This is a genomic window from Anaeromyxobacter oryzae, assembly GCF_023169945.1.
GTDB classification, from domain to species: Bacteria; Myxococcota; Myxococcia; order Myxococcales; family Anaeromyxobacteraceae; genus Anaeromyxobacter; species Anaeromyxobacter oryzae.
In genome coordinates, this window is sequence record NZ_AP025591.1 from 340284 (window position 1) to 360331 (window position 20048).

The window sequence follows — 20048 nt, forward strand, 5'->3', positions numbered from 1 at the left end:
GCGCACGGCCGGCCGCTCTCCCCCCGGGGCTCCCCTCACTCGCCCCGCATCGGGCAGCCGTGCTCGACGATGTCCACCCGTGCCGCCGGGTGGCGCTCCCGGAGCATCGCCGCGTAGTCCTCGGCGCGCGCCCGGTTGCGGGTCCCGCAGATCGGCGGCTCGAGGCACTCGTCCGGCCCGAGGACGGACGAGGTGCACGCGGGCACCCCGTCGATCGTGACGTGCCACACCACGCTCATCCGGCGATTGTACCCCGGCGACCGCGCCCGCCGGGACGGCCGGTCCGCTCGCGCCTCCGCTCCCGCTCACTCGAGGTTCGTGTGGCGGGCGCGCATCGCCTCGGGGTCGATCCGGAGCCGCTCCCTGAGCTTCAGGATCAGCACCTCGAACAGCACGTACTGCGCGCCCTCGTACAGCGACCCCATCGGCAGCACGGAGGCGGTCGGCCCGTGGTCGTCCGCCATGGTCTGGGCCGGCACGGGGACCACGAGGTCGCCGAGCCGGGCGCACGCGCCCTCGGGCTGCGCCGTCACCACGAGCGTCCGCGCGCCGGCGCGTCGCGCGACGCCGAGGAGCGCCTCGACCGTCGCGAAGTGGCCCGGGCCGGCGGACACGACGAGGAGGTCGCCGTTCCCGAGCGGCGGCGTCGTCATGTCGCCCACGACGGACGCGAGGAGGCCGAGGTGGTAGAGCCGCATGGCGAGCCCCTTGATCTGGAGCCCCTCGCGGCCGACGCCGTACAGCGCGATCCGGCGCGCGGCGGCGAGCGCCTCGACGGCGCGGTCCACCGGACCCTCGTCGAGCCGCTCGAACACGCGGGCGAGGTCGTCGAGCGCGGCGCGGTAGAGGCTCGTCATGGCGGGCCTCACGCCGCCTGCCGGACGAGGCGCGTCGACGCGATCATGTCGCGCAGCACCGCGTCGTCGTCGGCCTCGAACGGATAGATGATCTCGAGGAAGAACGTCTGCGTGTCGAGGCCGTGTCGGTCCCAGAACGCGCGGAGCCCGGCGGGCGTGACGAGGCCCTCGCGGCAGAAGCTCCAGTGGCAGTCGAGGCTGCCGTCGGTCTGCTGGACGTGGAACGCCTGGATGAAGTCGCGGCACCGGGTCATCCAGGCGTCGACGCTCGCGCCCCCGCCGAACAGCGGCCGGTAGAGCGCGTGCCCCCAGTCGACGAGGAGCCGGACCGGGATCTCGGTGCGCCCCTCGAGATCGGTCATGAGCCGCAGCGCGTCCTCCGCGGAGGACGGGAACTCGGTCGCCAGCGGCGTCGGCTCGACGAGCAGCGTCGAGAGCCCCCGGCGCCGCGCGTGGCGCGCCAGCTCGGCGAGCATGCCGAGCGCGTTCGCGTAGAGCTCCTCGCGCCGGTGCGGATCCTTCGCGTCCGAGTAGGAGTAGCCGCCGAGCGGCATCCCCGCGGCCGGGACCTCCATCGCGGCGGTCATGTCGATGGCGCGCTCGAGGTGCTCGTACCCGGCGAGGCGCAGGTCCTCCGTCGGAGCGAGCAGGTTGTTGTACGTGTACGAGGCGAGCCCGCCGAACGTGCTCTCCACGGTGAGGCCCTCGGCCCGGAACGCGTCGGCGTACGCGCGCGCGACGCGGTCGCGCCGCCGCTCCGGCCACCACGGGTCGGACAGGTCCCAGGTGTACTGTACGTACGCGACCCCGAGCTGCTCGCGGACGATCGCCGCGAGCTCGGGCGGGTCGATCCAGCGCTTCACGGCGAAGGACAGGTTCACGCCGAGCTTCATGGCTCCTCCCCTCACTCCTTCTTGATGTAGCGGCGGGAGACGGCGTCGAACGAGATGGCGAGCACGACGATCGCCCCGCTCACGACGGACTGCCAGTATGGTGCGACGCCGAACAGCACGATGATGTTCTGGATGACCCCGATGATCGCGGCGCCGACGATGGCGCCCAGGAGCGAGCCGATCCCGCCCGTGGTGGCTACGCCGCCGATGACCGATCCGGCGATGGACGGCATGACCCAGATCTCGCCGATGGAAGGCTGCGCCGTCCCGAGGCGCGCGACCATCAGCATGCCCGCGAGCGAGGCGCAGAAGCCCGCGATCATGAAGCAGGCGACCCGGATCCGGCCCACCGGGATGCCCAGCATCCGCGCGGCGGCCGTGCTGTTCCCGAGGGCGTACACGTAGCGGCCGAACGGCGTCTTCTGGGTGACGACGGTGAGCAGCGCGAGCAGCACGAGCGTGATCACGAACGGCATCGGGACGCCGAGGTAGACGCCCTTGCCGAGGAAGCCGATGGAGTCCGGGATGCCCGTGATCGCGAGGCCCCTGGTGATGACCAGGTTGAGGCCGCTGTAGACGCCGGCCATGCCGATCGTCACGACGAGCGAGTTGAGCCCGAGCACGGTGACGAGCAGCCCGTTCACGAGCCCGAAGAGCACGCCGAACAGCAGGCACAGGCCGAACGCCAGGAACGGGTCCCAGCCGAGCTCGACCATCATGATGCCGCCGAGCACGCCGCAGAGCCCGCCGATGGCGCCGAGCGACAGGTCGAGCTCCCCCATGATCATGAGGAGCGCCTGCGCGATGGTCACCATCCCCACGAACGCGAGCGCGCGCGAGACGATCAGCATGTTGAACGGCGTGAGGAAGTACGGCGAGAGGAAGCAGGACGCGACGAAGATCAGGACCAGCGCGGCGAAGACACCCGCGAGCGGATTCGAGAACAGCCTCGCGACCCGCCGCGGCACCAGCCGCCGCTTCTCCCGCGCCACCTCCGCCTGCCCGAGCTCGACCTGCGGCACGACCGTACCCCCCGCGCGGCTCACGTGGCGCGCGCCTCGCTCGCCGCCGGCGCGCCGGCGGGTGCCTGCTCCGGCGCGGCGCCGATGATGGCGCCCACCAGCTCCCGCTGCCCCGTCCGCTCCGTGGCGAACTCCCCGACGATCCGCCCGTGGTGCATGGCGATGATCCGGTTCGCGCACTTCTGCAGCTCGTTCAGCTCGGACGAGACGAGGATGATCCCGACGCCCTTCTCGGCGAGCGCCTTCATGATCCCGTAGATGTCGACCTTGGTCCGGACGTCGATGCCCTTCGTCGGCTCGTCGAAGATCAGGATGCGCGGCCGGCACGCCATGGCCCGGCCGATGATCGCCTTCTGCTGGTTCCCGCCGGACAGGAACATCACCTTCTTGTCCATCGACGACGTCTTGATGTCGTAGGTCCGGATGACGTCCTGGACGATCTTCCGCTCCCGCGCGTCGGACACGAGGCCCGCCGTCACGACGTCGCCGAGGACGGAGATGGCGATGTTCTCGCGGAGGCTGAGGAGCGGCAGGATCCCGTGCTCCTTCCGCGACTCCGACAAGTACAGCATCCCGTGCCGCACGGCGTGCGCCGTGTCCCCGAGCTTCCACGGCGCGCCGTCGAGCCACGCGGCGCCGCGCGACGCGGGGCGGAACCCGAACAGCGTCTGCATCACCTCGGAGCGGCCGGCGCCCACGAGGCCTGCGAAGCCGAGGATCTCGCCCTCGTGGAGCGAGAACGACACGCCCTCGAAGCCGCGGCCGGAGAGGTCCTCCACCTCGAGGATCCGCCGGCCGGTCGGGCCGGCGGGGCGGAAGACGTCGTCCACCTTCACGTCCTTGCCGGACATGAGCCGGATGAGCTCCGCCTGCGTCATCGCCCCCATCTCGGCGTGACCGACCTTCTCGCCGTTCCGGAGCACCGTGACCTCGTCCCCGATGGCGAACATCTCCTCGAGCTTGTGGGAGATGAAGATGACGGCGTGTCCCGTCGCGCGGAGCTCTCGCACGATGGCGAAGAGCCGCTCCACCTCGGCGTCGGTCAGCGCGCTCGTCGGCTCGTCGAGGATGAGCACCTTGAACCGCCTCCGGGTGGAGGCGCGGGCGATCTGGAGCAGCTGCTGATCGGAGACGCCGACGTCGCGCACGCGCTGCTCGGGCCGCGCCGCGATCTTGAACCGCTCGAGGAACGGCTCCGCCGCCTGATTCAGCGCGGCGTGCGACAGGAAGAGGCCGCCCACGCCGGACTTGCCGAACGGCATGAACAGGTTCTCCGCCACCGTCATGTGCGGGAACAGGTTCAGCTCCTGGGGGACGTAGGCGACCTCGTCGAAGAGCGCGTGCTGCGCGAGCGCGTCCCGCCCGTCGATGAGGACCTGGCCGCGGTTCGGCGCCTCGACGCCGGTCAGGATCTTCACGAGCGTCGACTTGCCGGCGCCGTTCTCGCCCGCGAGGGCGTGGACCCGCCCGAGGTCCACGGAGAAGTCCACCCGGTCCAGGGCGACGACGCCCGGGAACTCCTTGCGGATGTCGCGGACCTCCAGGAACGGCACGCGGCCCCCTGCCGCGGGGCGGCGCAGCGCACCGGCGTGCGCGCGTCACCCCGCGCCGCTCTCGGCGCTAGAACCCCTTGTAGTTCGTCGTCATCACCTTGTTGATGACGCCGATCCCGGTGTCGATGCGCTTCGGCATGTAGCCGCCGAGCTTTCCCTGCCACATGGCGATGACGGCCCAGTAGCCCTGGGTCCGCGGCTTCGTCGAGGCGGAGGAGTCCGCCACGCCGTCGCGGATCAGCTCGATCATCTGCGGGAGATCGTCGAGGCCGACCGACAGCACCTTGCCGACGCGCCCTGCCTCCTTGATGGCGATGCCGACGCCGATCGGCCCCGCCGCGTCGCAGGAGACCCAGCCGCGGAGGTTCGGGTGCGCCTGCATGATCGCGGCCGCCTGCTTCTGCGCGGTCTCGATCTCGTCGTTGTCGATGCCCTTCGCGACGAGCTTGATGCCCGGGAACTGCTTGAAGAGCTTCTCGTGACAGTCGGCGCGGATCATGTGGTTCGGCGCGGTGGGGACGCCCATCATGATCGCGACCTCGCCCTTGCCGCCCAGCATCTCCACGAGGCGCCGCGACGCGATCTGCGCCTGCTCGCAGAAGTCGTTGCCGACGCTCGTGAGCTCCATCCCGCGCGGAGGCTCGGAGTCGAAGATCGTGACGATGATCCCCTGCTTCACCGCCTCCTCGAGGACGGCCTTGTTGGCCTTCTCGTCGAGCAGGTCGATCGTGATGCCGTCGGGCCGCGTCGCGATGGCGCGCTCGAGGATCTGGTTCTGCTCCACCACGTCCGCCTTCTGCGGCGCGCGGTACTCGATGGTCACCTTGGCGCCGGTCTGCTGCTCCAGCATCTTGGCCGCGGCCCGGGCGCCTTCGTGCACCAGGTCGAACCAGGGGTGGACCACCTTCGGGATGATCACGAACCGGTATTCCTTCTTCTGCGCCGACGCCAGCGAAGGCACCAGCAACACCGCCATCAGCATCGAAACCAGCCACCGCTTCATCGCATCCTCCCTCTCGTTTGGTCCTTCAGCCGCCTGCTCCAGTCACGGCGCGCGCCTCCCGCGCGCCTCCATCGCGATCCGGACGAGCGCGACGAGCCCCTGCGGAGCCCAGGCCGCGCGCCCGACGAAGAGGCCGTCCACGTCGGGCGCCGCGAGCAGCGCGCCCGCATTCGCCGGGGTCACGCTGCCGCCGTAGAGGACCGCGCACCGGTCCGCCGCCTCGGCCCCGTGGAGCGCCGCGATGGCCTCGCGGACCACCGCGTGCAGCGCGCTCGCCCACTCCGGCGACGCGGGCGTCCCGTCCTGGCCGATGGCCCAGACCGGCTCGTACGCGACGACCACGTCCCCCACCCGGTCCCGCGGGACGCCGTGGAGCGCGATCTTCACCTGGCGCGCCACCGACTCCGCCGCCACCCCGAGCCGCTGCTCCTCGGCGGTGTCGCCGACGCAGACGAGCGGGACGAGGCCGCACCCGAGCGCGGCGAGCACCTTGCGGTTCACCGCGGCGTCCGTCTCGCCGTACATCGCGCGCCGCTCCGAGTGCCCGAGCTCGACGAGCGCGGCGCCGCAGTCCTTCACCATGGCCGGCGAGATCTCGCCGGTGTACGCGCCGCGCGCCTCCCAGTGCATGTTCTGGGCGCCGACGAGGAGCGGGAGGGTGCGCGCCCGCTGGCACACGCTCCGGAGGATGGTGAACGGCGGGACGACGAACACCGCGGGCAGCCCGTCGCCCGCCCCGCGCAGGAACGCCCCGAGCTCCGCGAGGTAGCCCTCCGCGTCCGCGAGGAGGAAGTTCATCTTCCAGCCGGTCCCGATCCACGTCCGGCGCCGCATGGCTCACGCCTCCCCGGCCCCGGTTCCGGCGGAGGCCTCCTCGGAGGCGCTCGCCGACACGAACTCCGCCATGGCGCGGAGGATGAGGTGGACGGAGGCGGCGCCGGGATCCACGTGCCCGAGCGCCCGCTCACCGAGGGTCCGCGCCTTGCCCATCCGGGCCACGAGGTCCCGCGTCCGCTCGACGCCGAGCCGCGCGGCCTCCGCGACCGCCGGGAGCGCCCGCGCGAGCGGCTCGCCCGCCCGGGCCCGCGCCGCTCGCGCCGCCGGCTCCAGGGCGTCGACCATCGTCTTGTCACCCGTCCGGGCGCCGCCGCGCGCCTGCACGGCCTCGAGCCCATCCTCGAGGAACCGGGCCAGCGCCGCGCTCGTGAGCGCGCGCTCGTCGTGCAGCCGCGCGCCGCCACCCCGGAACAGGGTCCCGAACACCGCGCCGGACGCCCCGCCCATCGACCGGAGGAGCGCGGTGCCGATGCAGTGCAGCAGCGCGCCGACGGACCCGAACGGCGGGCGCTCCAGCTCCCGCCGGACGGCCTCGAACCCGCGCGCCATCCCGATGCCGTGATCCGAGTCGCCGATCGCGCGATCGAGCTCCGTCAGGAGGTCCTTGCTCGCGACCATCGCGTCGGAGACGCGGAGGAACATGACGCGCGCGCTCTCGAGGTCCAGCTGCTCGCGGTCCATCGGTCACCCCCTCGTGAGCGCGAGGGACGCCGCCGGGCGCGTCCAGTGGCGCTCGAGCTCCGGATCGAGCCGGAGCAGCGACAGCGAGAAGCCCGCCATCTCCTGGGACGTGCAGAAGCTCCCGACGAGCGTGTCCTGGACCCGGACATCCCGGGCGCGCAGGATCTGGTGCGCGCGCCGCGTCACGATGAGCAGCTCCATCGTCGTCGTCGCGCCGAGGTCGTTCACGAGCAGGCACACCCGGTCGCCGCCCCTGAACGGGAGGTCCGGCAGGATCACGTCGAGCATCCGGTCGACGAGCGCGTCTGCGGGGAGCAGCCTCTCGCGCGACACGCCGGGCTCGCCGTGCAGCCCCATTCCGATCTCGATGGCGTCGTCCGGCAGCTCGAACGTCCTCGCGCCGGTCTCGGGGATCGACCCCGCCGCCACGGCGACGCCGATCGACCGCGTCGCGTCCCGCGCCCGCGAGGTGACGCGGTGGGCCTCGGCGAGGCTCGCGCCGGACGCCGCGACCGCCCCCGCGATCTTGATGACGAAGAGATCGCCGGCGATGCCGCGCCGGTCCTGCGTCCGCGCGGCGGGCGCCGACGCGGCGTCGTCCCACACGCGCACCGTCTCGACCCGGATCCCCTCGTCGGCGGCCAGCTCCGCCGCCATGTCGAAGTTCATGACGTCGCCGGCGTAGTTCCCGTAGACGTACAGCACGCCCGCGCCGCGGTTCACCGCGCGCGTCGCCGCCAGGATCGTGTCCGGCGAGGGCGCCGCGAAGACGTTGCCGCAGGCCGCCGCGTCGGCGAGCCCCTCCCCGACGAAGCCGGCGAACAGCGGCTCGTGGCCGCTCCCCCCGCCCAGGAGCACGCCGACCTTGCCGTCCTGCAGCTCCGTCCTCACGACGGCGTTCACGTCCGCGAGCTTCCGGACGCGGCCGCCGTACGCGGCGACGAGGCCGTCGAGCAGCTCCGGAACCACGTTCCGCGGATCGTTGACGATCTTCTTGATCAGCACGCCCCACCTCCTGCGGAGGCTCGCGCGCGGCCGGCTCGCGGGCGGCCGACGTGGTCGCGGGTGAGGCCAGTCGAGCGTGGAGCCCCTCGAGCGGCGTGATGCCCGCGAGGTCGTGCGGAGCGTCCCCCCTCGGCCCGTGGGCGTCAACGAGCCGCCGCGCCGCGCCCCGGAGAGGCGCGCGCTCGCTCGCGCGCGGCATTCGATTGCGCCCCAACGAACGCGTTTCACCGCCGTCGGCGCGCGACGATCCTCCCGCCCGGACAGCCGCTCGACGCCCTCGAGCGCGTCTGCCCCGAACGCGAGGGGGGAGGCATCGCATGAGGATCGCGATTGGGTGCGACGAGGCCGCCTACGATCTGAAGGAGCTCATCAAGCAGGAGCTGGTCGAGCTCCACCACGACGTGCAGGACTTCGGGACGTACGATCGCCGGCCGGTGATGTACCCCGACGTCGCCTTCGCCGTCGCCGAGCAGGTCGCCGCCGGGATGTTCGAGCGCGCCATCCTGCTCTGCGGGACGGGGATCGGCATGGCCATCTGCGCCAACAAGGTGCCCGGCGTCCGCGCGGCGCAGGCTCACGACGCGTACTCGGCGGAGCGCGCAGCCCGGAGCAACGACGCGCAGGTGCTCACGCTCGGCGCGCGCGTCGTCGGCCCGGAGCTCGCGCGCACCATCGTCCGGGCCTGGCTCGCCGCGTCGTTCGACCCGGCGCGCTCGGGACGCAAGGTCGAGCTCATCCGCGCCTACGAGCGGCGCACGCACGGCGCCATCGTGAATGCGGGCTGAACCTCCGCCGCGACCCGGCCGGAGGCGATCCGCCGCCGGAGCGCACCGGCACGGGCGGCGCCTGCGGCGGCGACCGTCCGGGGTTAGGTTCGCCCTCGCGTGTCCACGTCGCTCCGCCTCCTCGTCCGGGAGGCCCTCTCCGCCCTCGGGATCCGGCGCTTCCTGCTGGGCATCCACGGCGCGGCGTTCCCCACCCTGCCGGGCGAGGACGTGGGCCACGGCACGCCCGCCTCGGACGGCGCGAGCGCACTGCTCGCCTTCGCCTCCGAGCTCGGGTTCGACGGGATCCAGCTCGGCCCGCCCGGCGCGACGTCCGCGTCCAACCCGTCGCCGTACGACGGAACGCTCTTCTCTCGCAGCCCGCTCTCCGTCGCGCTCGCGCCGCTCACGCGGCCGGAGTGGGGCCGACTCCTCCGCCCGGAGGCGCTCGAGGCCGCGGCGGCCGCCTGTCCGGCGCCGCCCCGGCGCGTCGCGTACGCGTACGCGCACGCCGCGAACGCCCGCGCGCTCGCGGAGGTCGCGGCGGCGTTCCGCGCCCGGCGCGCGCGCGGCGAGGGCGGCGCCATCGCGGACCTCGCCGCCCGCCTCGACGCCTTCCGCCGGGAGCACGCCGGGTGGCTCGAGCGCGACGCGCTGTACGAGGTGCTGGCTGCCCGGCACGGCGGCGCCTCGTGGCGCGACTGGCCCGACGCGGCGGATCGCACGCTGCTCTCGCCGGCGCCCGGCGAGGAGGCGGACGCGGACGGGCGCCGCCGCGCGCTCCTCGCCCGTCACGCCGACGCGATCGAGGACTACGCCCTCGTGCAGCTCCTCGCGCACGTGCAGCACGCGGCGGTGCGGACCCGCGCCCGGGCGCTCGGCCTCGCGCTCTTCGGAGACCTCCAGGTCGGCATGTCCGAGCGCGACGCCTGGGCCGCTCGATCGTTCCTGCTCGCCGGGTGGCGGATGGGCGCACCGCCGAGCCGGACCGATCCTGGAGGGCAGGCCTGGGGCTTCGCGGTCCTCGACCCGCGGGCGTACCACGGGCCCGGCGGCACGGACGGCCCGGCCATCGGGTTCGTGAGGGCCCGCGCGCGGAAGCTCCTCTCGGAGCACGACGGCGTGCGGATCGATCACCCGCACGGCCTCGTCTGCCCCTGGGTGTACCGCGCGACCGGCGATCCGCGCGCCGCCGTGCGGAGCGGCGCGCGCCTCCGCGAGTCGCCGGACCTGCCCGACTTCCCGGAGCTCGCGCCGCTCGCCATCGCGCGCGCCGACCAGCTCGACCGGACCCTGCCCCGCCACGCCGACGGCTGGGTGACGACGCTCGACGAGGCGCAGGTGGAGCGGTACGCGGCGCTGCTCGACGTCGTGATCGCCGAGGCGACCGACCCCCGGGACGTCGCCTGCGAGATCCTGAGCACGCAGCCCTACCCGCTCCGCCGCGTCGTCGAGCGCCACGGGCTCGGCCGGTTCCGCGTGACGCAGAAGCTCGACCTGGACCGCGCGGACGACGTGTATCGCGGCGAGAACGCCCGGCCCGAGGACTGGATCCTCCTCGGGAACCACGACACTCGCCCGATCTGGCGCGTCGCCGAGAGCTGGGTCGCGGCGGGCACGGCGCGCCGCCACGCGGAGCACCTCGCGTCGCGGCTCCTCCCGGAGGGCGAGGATCGCGAGGCGTGGGCGCGCGACGCGGCCGCCGACCCCGGCGCGCTCGCGCAGGCGCGATTCGCGGAGCTGTTCGTCGGCCCGGCGCGGAACGTGATGGTCTCCTTCATCGACCTGCTCGGCGCGCGCGCCGCCTACAACACGCCGGGCACGGTCTCCGACGCGAACTGGTCGATGCGCCTCCCGCCCGACTTCGCCGCCGGGTACGCCGCGCGCCGCGCGGCAGGCCGTGCGCTCGACGTCCCCGGGGCGCTCGCGCGGGCGCTGCGGGCGCAGGGCACGCGTCTCGCCGCCGTACGGCCGGACCTGCTCGCGGCGCTCGACGCCGCCGCGGCGCGGGGCTCCGCCGCCTGAGCCGGCCGCCCGGCGGGCGCCGGGTCGCCTCGCGGCACGCGTGCGCGCTCCGGGGCGGGACCCAAGCTTTGTGCTTCGAGGAACCCGCTGCGAGGACGAGGGACATGACGGAGCGCGCACGCGCGCGGCCGGAGCTGCCGCCGGAAGGCGGCCGCCCGCCGCGCGTCGTCGTCGAGAACGTGACGCCCGAGGTGGATGGCGGACGCTTCCCGATCAAGCGGACGGTCGGCGAGAAGGTGGTCGTCGAGGCGGACGCGTTCGGCGAGGGGCACGACGCGATCACGGTCGTGCTCCGCCACCGCCGTGCGCGCGACGCCGCGTGGACCGAGGTCGACATGGAGCCGCTCGGGAACGACCGCTGGCGGGGCGCGTTCGTCGTCTCCGCGCTCGAGCCGTACGTCTACACCGTCGAGGGCTGGGTCGATCCCCTCGAGAGCTGGCGCCGCGGGCTCGAGAAGAAGGCCGTCGCGGGCACGGTCGAGGCGGTGGATCTGCTCGTCGGGGCGGAGCTCGTCGAGGAGGCCGCCGGGCGGGCCTCCGGAGCGGACGCGACGCTGCTGCACGCCTGGGCCTCGGAGCTGCGCGGCGCCGGCCCCCTCGACGACCGCGCGGCGCGCGCGCTCGACGACGCGCTCGCGCTCGTCGCCGCGCGCCACGCCGACCGCAGCCGCGCCGGCCGCCACGGCCGCGAGCTGCCGGTCACGGTGGAGCGCGAGCGCGCCCGCTTCGCCGCGTGGTACGAGCTCTTCCCACGCTCGGCGTCCCCGGAGCCGGGGCGCCACGGCACCTTCCAGGACGTGATCGAGCGGCTCCCGTACGTCGCGGGGATGGGGTTCGACGTCCTCTATCTTCCCCCGATCCACCCCGTCGGCCGCGCCTTCCGCAAGGGCCGCAACAACGCGCCCCAGGCGTCGCCGGAGGACGTCGGCAGCCCCTGGGCGATCGGCGGCCCCGAGGGCGGGCACGAGGCCATACACCCCGCGCTCGGGACGCTCGACGACTTCCGGCGTCTGGTCGCGCGTGCCGGCGAGCTCGGCCTCGAGGTCGCGCTCGACCTCGCGTTCCAGTGCTCACCGGATCACCCGTGGGTGAAGGAGCACCCCGAGTGGTTCCGGCGGAGGCCGGACGGCTCGATCCAGTACGCCGAGAACCCACCGAAGAAGTACCAGGACGTCTACCCCATCGAGTTCGAGAACCCGCGCTGGCGGGAGCTCTGGGCGGCGCTCCTCGCCGTCGTCGAGCTCTGGGCCGACCGCGGCGTCCGGATCTTCCGCGTCGACAACCCGCACACGAAGCCGTTCCGCTTCTGGGAGTGGCTCATCTCGGAGGCCCGGCGCACGCGGCCGGATCTCATCTTCCTCGCGGAAGCCTTCACGCGGCCGAAGGTGATGTACCAGCTCGCGAAGCTCGGGTTCTCGCAGTCGTACACCTACTTCACGTGGCGCAACACCAAGTGGGAGCTGACGCGGTACCTCGGCGAGCTCGGCCGCACCCCGGTCCACGACTTCTTCCGGCCGAGCTTCTGGCCGAACACGCCCGACATCCTCCCGGAGGCGCTGCAGTACGGCGGCCGGCCGATGTTCCAGGCCCGGCTCGTCCTCGCCGCCACGCTCGCCGCGAGCTACGGGATCTACGGCCCCGCGTTCGAGCACGTCGAGGGCCGCGCGGTCCACCCGGGGAGCGAGGAGTACCTCGACTCCGAGAAGTACCAGCTGCGGCACTGGGACCTCGACCGGCCCGACGGCCTCCGCGACTTCATCGCCCGCGTGAACCGGATCCGCCGGGAGAACCCGGCGCTGCAGTCCGACCACGGGCTCACCTTCCACGCGATCGACGACGAGCAGCTCATCGCGTACTCGAAGGCGACCGAGGACCTCGCGGACGTCGTCCTCGTCGTGGTGAACCTCGATCCGCACCACGTCCACGCGGGGTGGCTCGAGCTGCCGCTCGCACCGCTCGGGCTCGCGACCGAGGAGCCATTTCAGGTGCACGACCTGCTCGGCGGCGGGCGGTACCTCTGGCACGGGTCCCGGAACTACGTCGAGCTCGATCCGCGCGTCTCGCCGGCGCAGATCTTCCGGATCCGGCGTCGCGTCCGCACCGAGCGCGACTTCGACTACTTCGGGTGAGGCGGGACGATGCCCACCCCGGACCCGCTCCCCAGGCTCACCGTCCCCGGCGCGTGGCCCGACGCCCTCCGCGCCCCCACCTGCGCCGCGCTCGAGGCGGCGCTCCCGGCGTGGCTCGTCGCGCACCGCTGGTTCGGGGGAAAGGCCCGGCACGTCCGCGCCGTCGCGGTGCTCGACGCCGTGCCGGTCGAGGCCGGCGCCGACGCGCCGCGGATCGCGCTCCTGCGCGTCTCGTACGACGAGGGCGAGCCGGAGGTCTACGCCGTGCCGGTCGCGCTCGTGCGCGGGCGGCGCGCGGACGAGGTGCTCGCGGCCTGGCCGGACGCGGCGCTCGCGGAGGTCCACGCGGGAGCGGACGCCGGCCTGCTCCACGCCGCCGATCGCGACCCTGCCCTCGCTCGGGCGCTCCTCGCCGCGATCCGCGAGGGCCGGCGGCTGACCGGCGACGGCGGCGCGCTCGTGGCGGCCCCGACGCACGCGTTCGCAGCGCACGCCGGCGCGAACGACGCCTCGGAGCCGACGCCGCTCGGCGCGGAGCAGAGCAACACGTCGATCCGGTGGGGCGACCGGCTCGTCCTGAAGCTCCTCCGGCGGACGGAGGCGGGGCCGAACCCGGAGCTGGAGGTCGGCGCGTTCCTCACCGACGTGGCCCACTTCCCGAGCGCTCCGCCCGCGCTCGGAACCATCGCCTACGAGCCGCGCGACGGGGAGCCGTACGCGCTCGCGCTCCTGCAGGGCTACGTGCGGAACCAGGGAGACGCCTGGACCGCGACCCTCGCGCAGGTGCGCGCATTCCTCGCGCGCGCCGCGGATCGCGAGCCGCCGGCGCCCCCGGACGCGCCGCTCGAGGACCTCGCCGAGGCGGCGCCACCGCGGGAGATCCGCGCCCTCGCCGGCGACGCGCTCGGCGCGGCGGCGCTCCTCGGGCGGCGCACCGCGGAGCTGCACCTCGCGCTCGCGAGCCACCCCGACGTGGAGGCCTTCCGGCCCGAGCCGTTCTCGCCGGAAGACCGGCGCGCGCTCCACGAGGAGGCGCGGGCGGCGCTCCGTCGCGGCCTCGGCCTCCTGCGGCGGCGGCTCGAGGAGCTGCCGCCCGACGCGCGGGCGCTCGCCGCGTTCGTGCTCGGCCACGAGGCGGACGTCGACGAGCGGATCCGCGCCGCGCTGCGCCGCCCGCTCGCGTCGCCGCGGATCCGCGTGCACGGCGACTACCACCTCGGCCAGGTCCTCTCGACCGGCGACGACTTCGTGATCATCGACTTCGAGGGCGAGCCGGCGCGGCCGCTCGCGGCGCGCCGCGCGAAGGCGTCGCCGCTCCGCGACGTCGCCGGCATGATCCGCTCGTTCCATTACGCGGCGTACCAGGGCCTCGCGAGCCACCTGGGGCGCGACGCAGGCGGCGCCCCGTCGGGCCGGGCGAGACGCTGGGCCCGGTGCTGGTACGTGTGGGTCGCGGCCGCGTACCTGCGCGCGTACCTCGACGCCGCGGGCGAGGGCCGCGTGCTCCCGTCGAGCCGCGCCGAGCTGCGGGACCTGCTCGACCTGCACCTGATGGAGAAGGCTCTCTACGAGCTCGCGTACGAGCTGAACAACAGGCCGGGCTGGGTGGCGCTGCCGCTCCAGGGGATCGCGGATCTCGTGGGCGGCGGCGCAGCGGCCCGAGCCGAGGACGAGGAGGCGACGATGCCGGCGAAGGGATCACGGGAGGCACCGCGCGGAGCCGCGGCGCGGGAAGCGCGGACGGCGCGGGGCGCGGAGGGCGGCGGGGCGGTGCTCCCGGGCGGCGGCCCGAGCGACGCGGACCTCCACCTCTGGAACGAGGGCACGAACCACCGCGCGTATCGTTCCCTCGGCGCGCACCTCACGACGGTGGAGGGCGTCGCGGGGACCTCGTTCGCGGTCTGGGCGCCCAACGCGGAGCGCGTGACCGTGATGGGCGACTTCAACGGCTGGAGCAAGGACGCGCACGTGCTCCGGCCGCTGGGCTCGTCCGGCGTGTGGCAGGGCTTCGTGCCCGGCGTGGCGCGCGGCGCCGTCTACAAGTACCACGTGCGCTCCCGCGAGCGCGGCTACGCCGTGGACAAGGCGGACCCATTCGGCTTCAAGCACGAGGCCGGGCCCGGGACGCAGTCGATCGTATGGGATCTCGACTACGCCTGGGGAGACGAGACCTGGCTGCGGACGCGGCACGAGCGGAACGGCTTCGCGAGCCCCATCGCCATCTACGAGGTCCACCTCGGCTCGTGGCGACGCGTGCCCGAGGAGGGAAACCGGTCGCTGACCTACCGCGAGCTCGCGCCCCTCCTCGCGGATCACTGCGAGCGGATGGGCTTCACGCACGTGGAGCTCATGCCGATCACCGAGCACCCGTTCTACGGGTCCTGGGGCTACCAGACGACCGGCTACTTCGCGCCGACGAGCCGCTACGGCGATCCGCAGGACTTCATGTTCCTCGTCGACACGCTCCACCGGCGGGGTATCGGCGTGATCCTGGACTGGGTGCCCTCGCACTTCCCGGCGGACGCGCACGGGCTCGCGTACTTCGACGGCACGCACCTCTTCGAGCACGCGGACCGCCGGCAGGGCCACCACCCGGACTGGGACAGCTTCATCTTCAACTACGGGCGGAACGAGGTGAGGAGCTTCCTGCTCTCGAGCGCGCTCTTCTGGCTCGACCGCTACCACGTCGACGGCCTCCGCGTGGACGCGGTCGCATCGATGCTCTACCTCGACTACTCGCGGAAGCCCGGGGAGTGGATCCCGAACGTGCACGGCGGCCGCGAGAACCTCGAGGCGATCGGGTTCCTGCGGCGCTTCAACGAGGTGGTCTACGCCGAGTACCCCGACGTCCAGACCATCGCGGAGGAGTCCACCGCGTGGCCGGCCGTGTCGCGCCCGACCTACGTCGGCGGGCTCGGCTTCGGCATGAAGTGGGACATGGGGTGGATGCACGACTCGCTGTCGTACTTCCGCCACGAGCCCATCTTCCGCAAGTACCACCACAACGAGCTGACGTTCCGGATGATGTACGCGTTCTCCGAGAACTTCGTGCTCGCGCTCTCGCACGACGAGGTCGTGCACGGGAAGCGCTCGCTCCTCGACAAGATGCCGGGCGACGCCTGGCAGAAGTTCGCGAACCTGCGGCTCCTGCTCGGGTACATGTGGGCGCAGCCGGGGAAGAAGCTCCTCTTCATGGGCGGCGAGCTCGCGCAGGGGCTCGAGTGGAGCCACGAGCGGAGCCTCGACTGGCACCTGCTCGGCGTCCCCGCGCACGCGGGCGTGTCGGCCTGGGTCGAGGACCTGAACCGGCTCATGCGCGAGAGCCCGGCCCTGCACGCGAAGGACTTCGATCCCTCCGGCTTCGAGTGGATCGACTGCACGGACTCGGAGTCGAGCGTGCTCGCGCTGCTCCGCAAGGGCGGCGAGGCGGATCCGGAGATCCTGGTCGTGCTGAACTTCACGCCGGTGCCGCGGCACAGCTACCGCGTCGGCGTGCCGCACGGCGGCTTCTGGCGCGAGGTGCTGAACAGCGACGCGGAGCGGTATGGCGGGACGGGCTGGGGCAACCTGGGCGGCCAGGAGGCGGCGCCGGTCGGCGCGCACGGGAGGTTCCACTCGCTCGCGCTCGCCCTGCCGCCGCTGGGAGCGCTGTTCTTCCGGCGCGAGCCGGGGTGAGGCAGCCGGAAACCGCGAGGGCCCGCCGGCGTCGTGCCGGCGGGCCCTCGATCCTTCAGCCTGCGCCGGAGAAGGCCCGGAGGCCCTCCCCTGCGCCCACTCCTACCTGGACCTCACCGCTGCGAGGCCGAGCCGGCGCCGCAGCGCGAGGAGCATCGTTGCGACCACGAAGCCGAGGAGGCCCGAGGTCCCGCCGCTGTTGCAGCCGCCGGCGGTGCCGCTCGCGGCGCCCGCGGTGACCGCGTCCTGCGTCGTGGACGTGCCGCCCGAGGTGCCGCGGTCGTTCCAGCCGTTCCGCCCGCCGCCGGGGGCCAGGACGGTGGCGCCCGTGGCGCTATCGACGTCCGGATCCTGATCGACGACCGTCGCCGTCCAGCTGATCGTGCCGCGGGAGCCCGCGGACACGTCGTAGGCGGGGAACGCGAAGTTCCCCTCGCCGAGCGCCGGCACGGTGACCGGGATCGTCTGGCGGTAGACCTCCACGCCGGCGAGGGTGCCGACGAGCGTCGCGGTGCCGGTGCCCTCGACCGGGCTCCGGTTCTCCAGCTCGATCCGCGGCGTGATGGAGGCCCCGGCGCGGGCGTCGACGCGTCCCGGCACCTTCAGCTCGTCGATGTCGAGGTCGGCGTCGACGCTCGGGACCGGCGGCTGCGTGCCCGTACCGGTGACCGACAGGCTGACCTGCGGGTTCGCCGCGTCATTGCTCGAGAAGGCGACGCAGCCGGAGTCGGTGTTGGCGGTGGACGGCTTGTAGGTCACCGTCACCGTGACGCCCTGGCCCGGCGCGACCGCGAGCGGCGCCGCGGGCGTCCAGCTGAACGCCGAGGACGTGCCGGAGCAGGGCGCGATGCCCGTGACGTTCAGGGTGGCGGTGCCGGTGTTCTTCACCACCGCCGTCTTCGAGGCCGAGCCGCCGACCGTGACGGTGCCGAAGTCGAGCGCGGCCGGGTCGAGCGCGATGGCGGGGGCCGTCTGGACCGCGCCCGAGCCGCTCAGGCCGAGGTTGACCGTGGGGCTCGCCGCGTCGTTGCTGGAGATCGCGAGGCAGCCCGAGTCCGTGCCGACCGCGGTGGGCCGGTACGTCACGGTGATGGTCGCGCTCTGGCCCGCCGCGACGCTGAGGGGCGCGGAGTGAGACCAGCCGAACTCGGCGCTGGTGCCGGCGCACGCGGCGATGCCGGTGACGCTCAGGGCGGCGGTGCCGCCGTTCCGGATCTGCGCGGTGAGCGACGCCTGCTGGCCGACGATCACCGAGCCGAACGCCAGCGCGTTCGGGGCGAGCGTGATGGCGGGAGCGGGGGCGGTGACGCCCGCGCCGGAGAGCGAGACGGAGACCGTCGGGCTCGTCGTGTCGTTGCTCGCGACCGCGAGCGCGCCCGAGTCGGTGCCGGTGCCGGTCGGCGTGTAGGTGACCGTCACCACCTGGCTGCCGCCCGCCGCGACGTTGATCGTCGCCGGCGAGAAGGCGTACTCGGCGCTCGTGCCGGCCGCGGCCGCGACCGTGCCGGTGAGGGACGCCGTGCCCGAGTTCGAGATGGTGAACGTCTTGGAGCTCGGCGAGCCGACGGTGACGTTCCCGAACGCGAGGGAGGTGGGCGCGACCGCGATCTTGGGCGCCGCCGCGGCCTGGCCGGTGCCGGAGACGGAGAGGCTCACCTGCGGGTTCGCCGTGTCGTTGCTCGTGAACGCGATGCAGCCCGAGTCGGTGCCCGCCGCGGTCGGCTTGTAGCTGACGGTCACGGTGGTGCTGCCGCCGGCGGCGACGGTGAACGGGGCCGCGGGCGACCATGCGAACTCGGCGCTCGTGCCGGTGCAGAGGTTGGCGGCGGTGACGTTGAGCGGCGCGGTGCCGGCGTTCTTCACCTGCGTGGTGAGGGACGCCGAGCTGCCGACGGTGACGGTCCCGAGCGCGAGCGTGCTCGGGGACAGCGCGATGGACGGCGCGGGGGCGGCCACGCCGGTGCCGGAGAGCGACACGGCGACGGACGGGCTGGTCGTGTCGTTGCTGGTCACGGTGAGCGACCCGGCGTCGGCGGTCGTGTCGACCGGCGCGTAGGTCACGGTGACGGTCTGGCTACCGCCCGCCGCGACGCTGAACGTGGCCGGGGTGAACGTGTACTCCGCGCTGGTGCCGGAGGCGCGGGCGACCGAGCCGGTGAGCGTGGCCGAGCCCGTGTTCGAGATCGTGAACGTCTTCGCGCTCGTCGCGCCGGACGTCACGTTGCCGAAGGCGAGCGCGGTGGGCGAGACGGCGATCTTCGGCGCCGCGGGGACGACGCCCGTGCCGTTCACGGCGAGGTTGGTGGTCGGGCCGTTCGAGGCGTTGGTCGTGAGCGCGATGCAGCCCGTGTCGCCGCCCGCCGCGGTGGGCGTGTACGTGACGGTGAGGGTCGTCCCGGAGCCCGGGTTGACCGTGATCGGCAGGGCGGCGGAGGACCAGGCGAACTCGGTGCTGGTCGCCGGGCTCGCGCAGCGGCCGATGGCGCTCACGGTGAGCGCGGCGGTGCCGGTGTTCTGGAGCTGGGTGGTGAGCGAGCCGGTCGCGCCGACGTTCACGTTGCCGAAGTTCAGCGTCCCCGGGTTCAGGGCGACCGTCGGCGCGGACGGCGCCGTCACGGTGAAGGAGTTCGTGGAGACGATCTCCTGGCCGTGGTTCGGGTTGTTCGGATCGGGCGTCCAGCTCGCGCCGAACGCGGCGCCGCTGGCGTCGTACTTGTTGCCGTACCAGGCGACCTTCCACGTGTACGTGCCCGGCGTGGTCGGCGCCGGCCCGGTGAGGGTGATCGGGAAGCTCGCGCCGCCGCCCATGCCGTTCGGGCCGGTGCTGATCGCGAGCTGCTTCCCGGTCTGGTCGTACAGGTACGCGCGGACCCAGCCGGTGCGGTACCCGCCGTTGATGGTGACGCTCACGGTCGCGCCCGGCGCGTACGAGGTCGCGTTGGTCGTGCCGGTGAGGTTGATGGACGACTTGGACGAGTCGGGGTGGGTGCCGTGCGAGTGGCATCCGTTGCACGTCGTGGCGGTGGAGCCCACGGCGGCGGCGTCGTGACAGGGAGCGCACTGGCTCGTGAAGTAGCTCGAGCTGGCGTCCGCGTGCGGGGCCCACAGCAGCAGGGCGATGAAGATGAGGGTCGTCGGTACGGCTCTGATGATCGCGCCCACGTCTCTCCTCCTGGGTGGCTGGTTGCACGCTCGGCGGCGTCTCGGTGACCGGAAGCGCTGCGTCACCGGGTCACACCGGGGGAGCCCCGGTGCGGTAGCCCGCCGCTGAACGCGGGAACGACCCACGACCATGCGTCACATGCTCAAGGGACGTTCCGAGCGATCGGTTACCACGGGCAAGCATCCGTGGGAACCCTCGAACTGCACACAAATCCTGTGGTTATGCGCCGATGTACGACGAGGTGGCCGCCACGACCACAGGCCTGATTTCACGCTGCGTCGCAGTCGGGAGTAGCCCCCATTGGGGGAGCAAGGAGGCGAACGCCCGAGCGATATCGGGGTCCTGGCGAACCCGGGCCGAGACCTCCTCAGGCGTGCGACTCGGGAATCGGCCACTGAGAGCGTGTCCCGATCGGGGCACGCTCAAATGGGCACCTCTCGT

At 73.4% G+C, this 20048-nt stretch carries 14 protein-coding genes; 4 read left to right on the forward strand and 10 right to left on the reverse strand.

The features are described 5' to 3' along the window. Nucleotides 1–35: 35 nt before the first annotated feature. From AMOR_RS01435 to AMOR_RS01475, 9 genes are all read right to left on the reverse strand, one after another. On the reverse strand, nt 36–239 hold the full coding sequence (locus AMOR_RS01435) for a hypothetical protein (RefSeq protein WP_248357696.1): 204 nt from the start codon (nt 237–239) through the stop codon (nt 36–38). 66 nt (nt 240–305) lie between these two features. Further along, complete coding sequence (locus AMOR_RS01440; protein WP_248357698.1) at nt 306–857, reverse strand: SIS domain-containing protein; 552 nt, start codon at nt 855–857, stop codon at nt 306–308. A gap of 8 nt (nt 858–865) precedes the next feature. Further along, nucleotides 866–1750: a TIM barrel protein gene (locus AMOR_RS01445; RefSeq protein WP_248357700.1), complete on the reverse strand. Its 885-nt coding sequence runs from the start codon at nt 1748–1750 to the stop codon at nt 866–868. A gap of 11 nt (nt 1751–1761) precedes the next feature. Beyond that, a complete protein-coding gene (locus AMOR_RS01450) occupies nt 1762–2772 on the reverse strand; it encodes an ABC transporter permease (protein WP_248357702.1) in 1011 nt (336 codons plus the stop codon). 20 nt (nt 2773–2792) lie between these two features. After that, nucleotides 2793–4325: a sugar ABC transporter ATP-binding protein gene (locus AMOR_RS01455; protein ID WP_248357704.1), complete on the reverse strand. Its 1533-nt coding sequence runs from the start codon at nt 4323–4325 to the stop codon at nt 2793–2795. A gap of 67 nt (nt 4326–4392) precedes the next feature. Next, entirely contained in the window at nt 4393–5328 is a 936-nt protein-coding gene (locus tag AMOR_RS01460) for a substrate-binding domain-containing protein (protein WP_248357706.1), read from the reverse strand. Between the two features lie 42 nt (nt 5329–5370). Beyond that, nucleotides 5371–6162 carry a triose-phosphate isomerase gene (locus tag AMOR_RS01465; RefSeq protein ID WP_248357708.1) on the reverse strand — a complete coding sequence of 264 codons (792 nt, stop codon included), beginning with the start codon at nt 6160–6162 and terminating at the stop codon, nt 5371–5373. A gap of 3 nt (nt 6163–6165) precedes the next feature. Next, the gene (dhaL, locus tag AMOR_RS01470) at nt 6166–6846 is read right to left on the reverse strand and encodes a dihydroxyacetone kinase subunit DhaL (RefSeq protein WP_248357710.1); all 681 of its coding nucleotides are present in this window, start codon (nt 6844–6846) and stop codon (nt 6166–6168) included. A 3-nt stretch (nt 6847–6849) separates the two neighbouring features. After that, nucleotides 6850–7851: a dihydroxyacetone kinase subunit DhaK gene (locus tag AMOR_RS01475; protein ID WP_248357712.1), complete on the reverse strand. Its 1002-nt coding sequence runs from the start codon at nt 7849–7851 to the stop codon at nt 6850–6852. A 317-nt stretch (nt 7852–8168) separates the two neighbouring features. Between AMOR_RS01475 and AMOR_RS01480 the strand changes: the two genes are divergently transcribed. The 4 genes from AMOR_RS01480 (at nt 8169) to glgB (ending at nt 16444) form a co-directional block, all read left to right on the forward strand. Further along, nucleotides 8169–8636 carry an RpiB/LacA/LacB family sugar-phosphate isomerase gene (locus AMOR_RS01480; protein WP_248357714.1) on the forward strand — a complete coding sequence of 156 codons (468 nt, stop codon included), beginning with the start codon at nt 8169–8171 and terminating at the stop codon, nt 8634–8636. 99 nt (nt 8637–8735) lie between these two features. Continuing rightward, nucleotides 8736–10640 (forward strand): 4-alpha-glucanotransferase, encoded by a 1905-nt coding sequence (locus AMOR_RS01485; protein WP_248357716.1) that lies wholly within the window; start codon nt 8736–8738, stop codon nt 10638–10640. A 104-nt stretch (nt 10641–10744) separates the two neighbouring features. Beyond that, nucleotides 10745–12769 (forward strand): alpha-1,4-glucan--maltose-1-phosphate maltosyltransferase, encoded by a 2025-nt coding sequence (locus tag AMOR_RS01490; RefSeq protein ID WP_248357718.1) that lies wholly within the window; start codon nt 10745–10747, stop codon nt 12767–12769. Between the two features lie 9 nt (nt 12770–12778). Beyond that, a complete protein-coding gene (gene glgB / locus AMOR_RS01495; RefSeq protein ID WP_248357720.1) occupies nt 12779–16444 on the forward strand; it encodes a 1,4-alpha-glucan branching protein GlgB in 3666 nt (1221 codons plus the stop codon). 102 nt (nt 16445–16546) lie between these two features. Here glgB and AMOR_RS01500 read toward each other — a convergent pair whose 3' ends face one another. Next, nucleotides 16547–19606 (reverse strand): choice-of-anchor D domain-containing protein, encoded by a 3060-nt coding sequence (locus AMOR_RS01500; protein ID WP_248357722.1) that lies wholly within the window; start codon nt 19604–19606, stop codon nt 16547–16549. Nucleotides 19607–20048 lie beyond the last annotated feature (442 nt).

What these genes read in the sequence shown, in the direction of transcription:
- AMOR_RS01435 (WP_248357696.1), bottom strand. Translation starts at nt 239, where the DNA reads ATGAGCGTGGTGTGGCACGTCACGATCGACGGGGTGCCCGCGTGCACC.
- AMOR_RS01440 (WP_248357698.1), bottom strand. Translation starts at nt 857, where the DNA reads ATGACGAGCCTCTACCGCGCCGCGCTCGACGACCTCGCCCGCGTGTTC.
- AMOR_RS01445 (WP_248357700.1), bottom strand. Translation starts at nt 1,750, where the DNA reads ATGAAGCTCGGCGTGAACCTGTCCTTCGCCGTGAAGCGCTGGATCGAC.
- AMOR_RS01460 (WP_248357706.1), bottom strand. Translation starts at nt 5,328, where the DNA reads ATGAAGCGGTGGCTGGTTTCGATGCTGATGGCGGTGTTGCTGGTGCCT.
- AMOR_RS01465 (WP_248357708.1), bottom strand. Translation starts at nt 6,162, where the DNA reads ATGCGGCGCCGGACGTGGATCGGGACCGGCTGGAAGATGAACTTCCTC.
- dhaL (WP_248357710.1), bottom strand. Translation starts at nt 6,846, where the DNA reads ATGGACCGCGAGCAGCTGGACCTCGAGAGCGCGCGCGTCATGTTCCTC.
- AMOR_RS01480 (WP_248357714.1), top strand. Translation starts at nt 8,169, where the DNA reads ATGAGGATCGCGATTGGGTGCGACGAGGCCGCCTACGATCTGAAGGAG.
- AMOR_RS01490 (WP_248357718.1), top strand. Translation starts at nt 10,745, where the DNA reads ATGACGGAGCGCGCACGCGCGCGGCCGGAGCTGCCGCCGGAAGGCGGC.
- glgB (WP_248357720.1), top strand. Translation starts at nt 12,779, where the DNA reads ATGCCCACCCCGGACCCGCTCCCCAGGCTCACCGTCCCCGGCGCGTGG.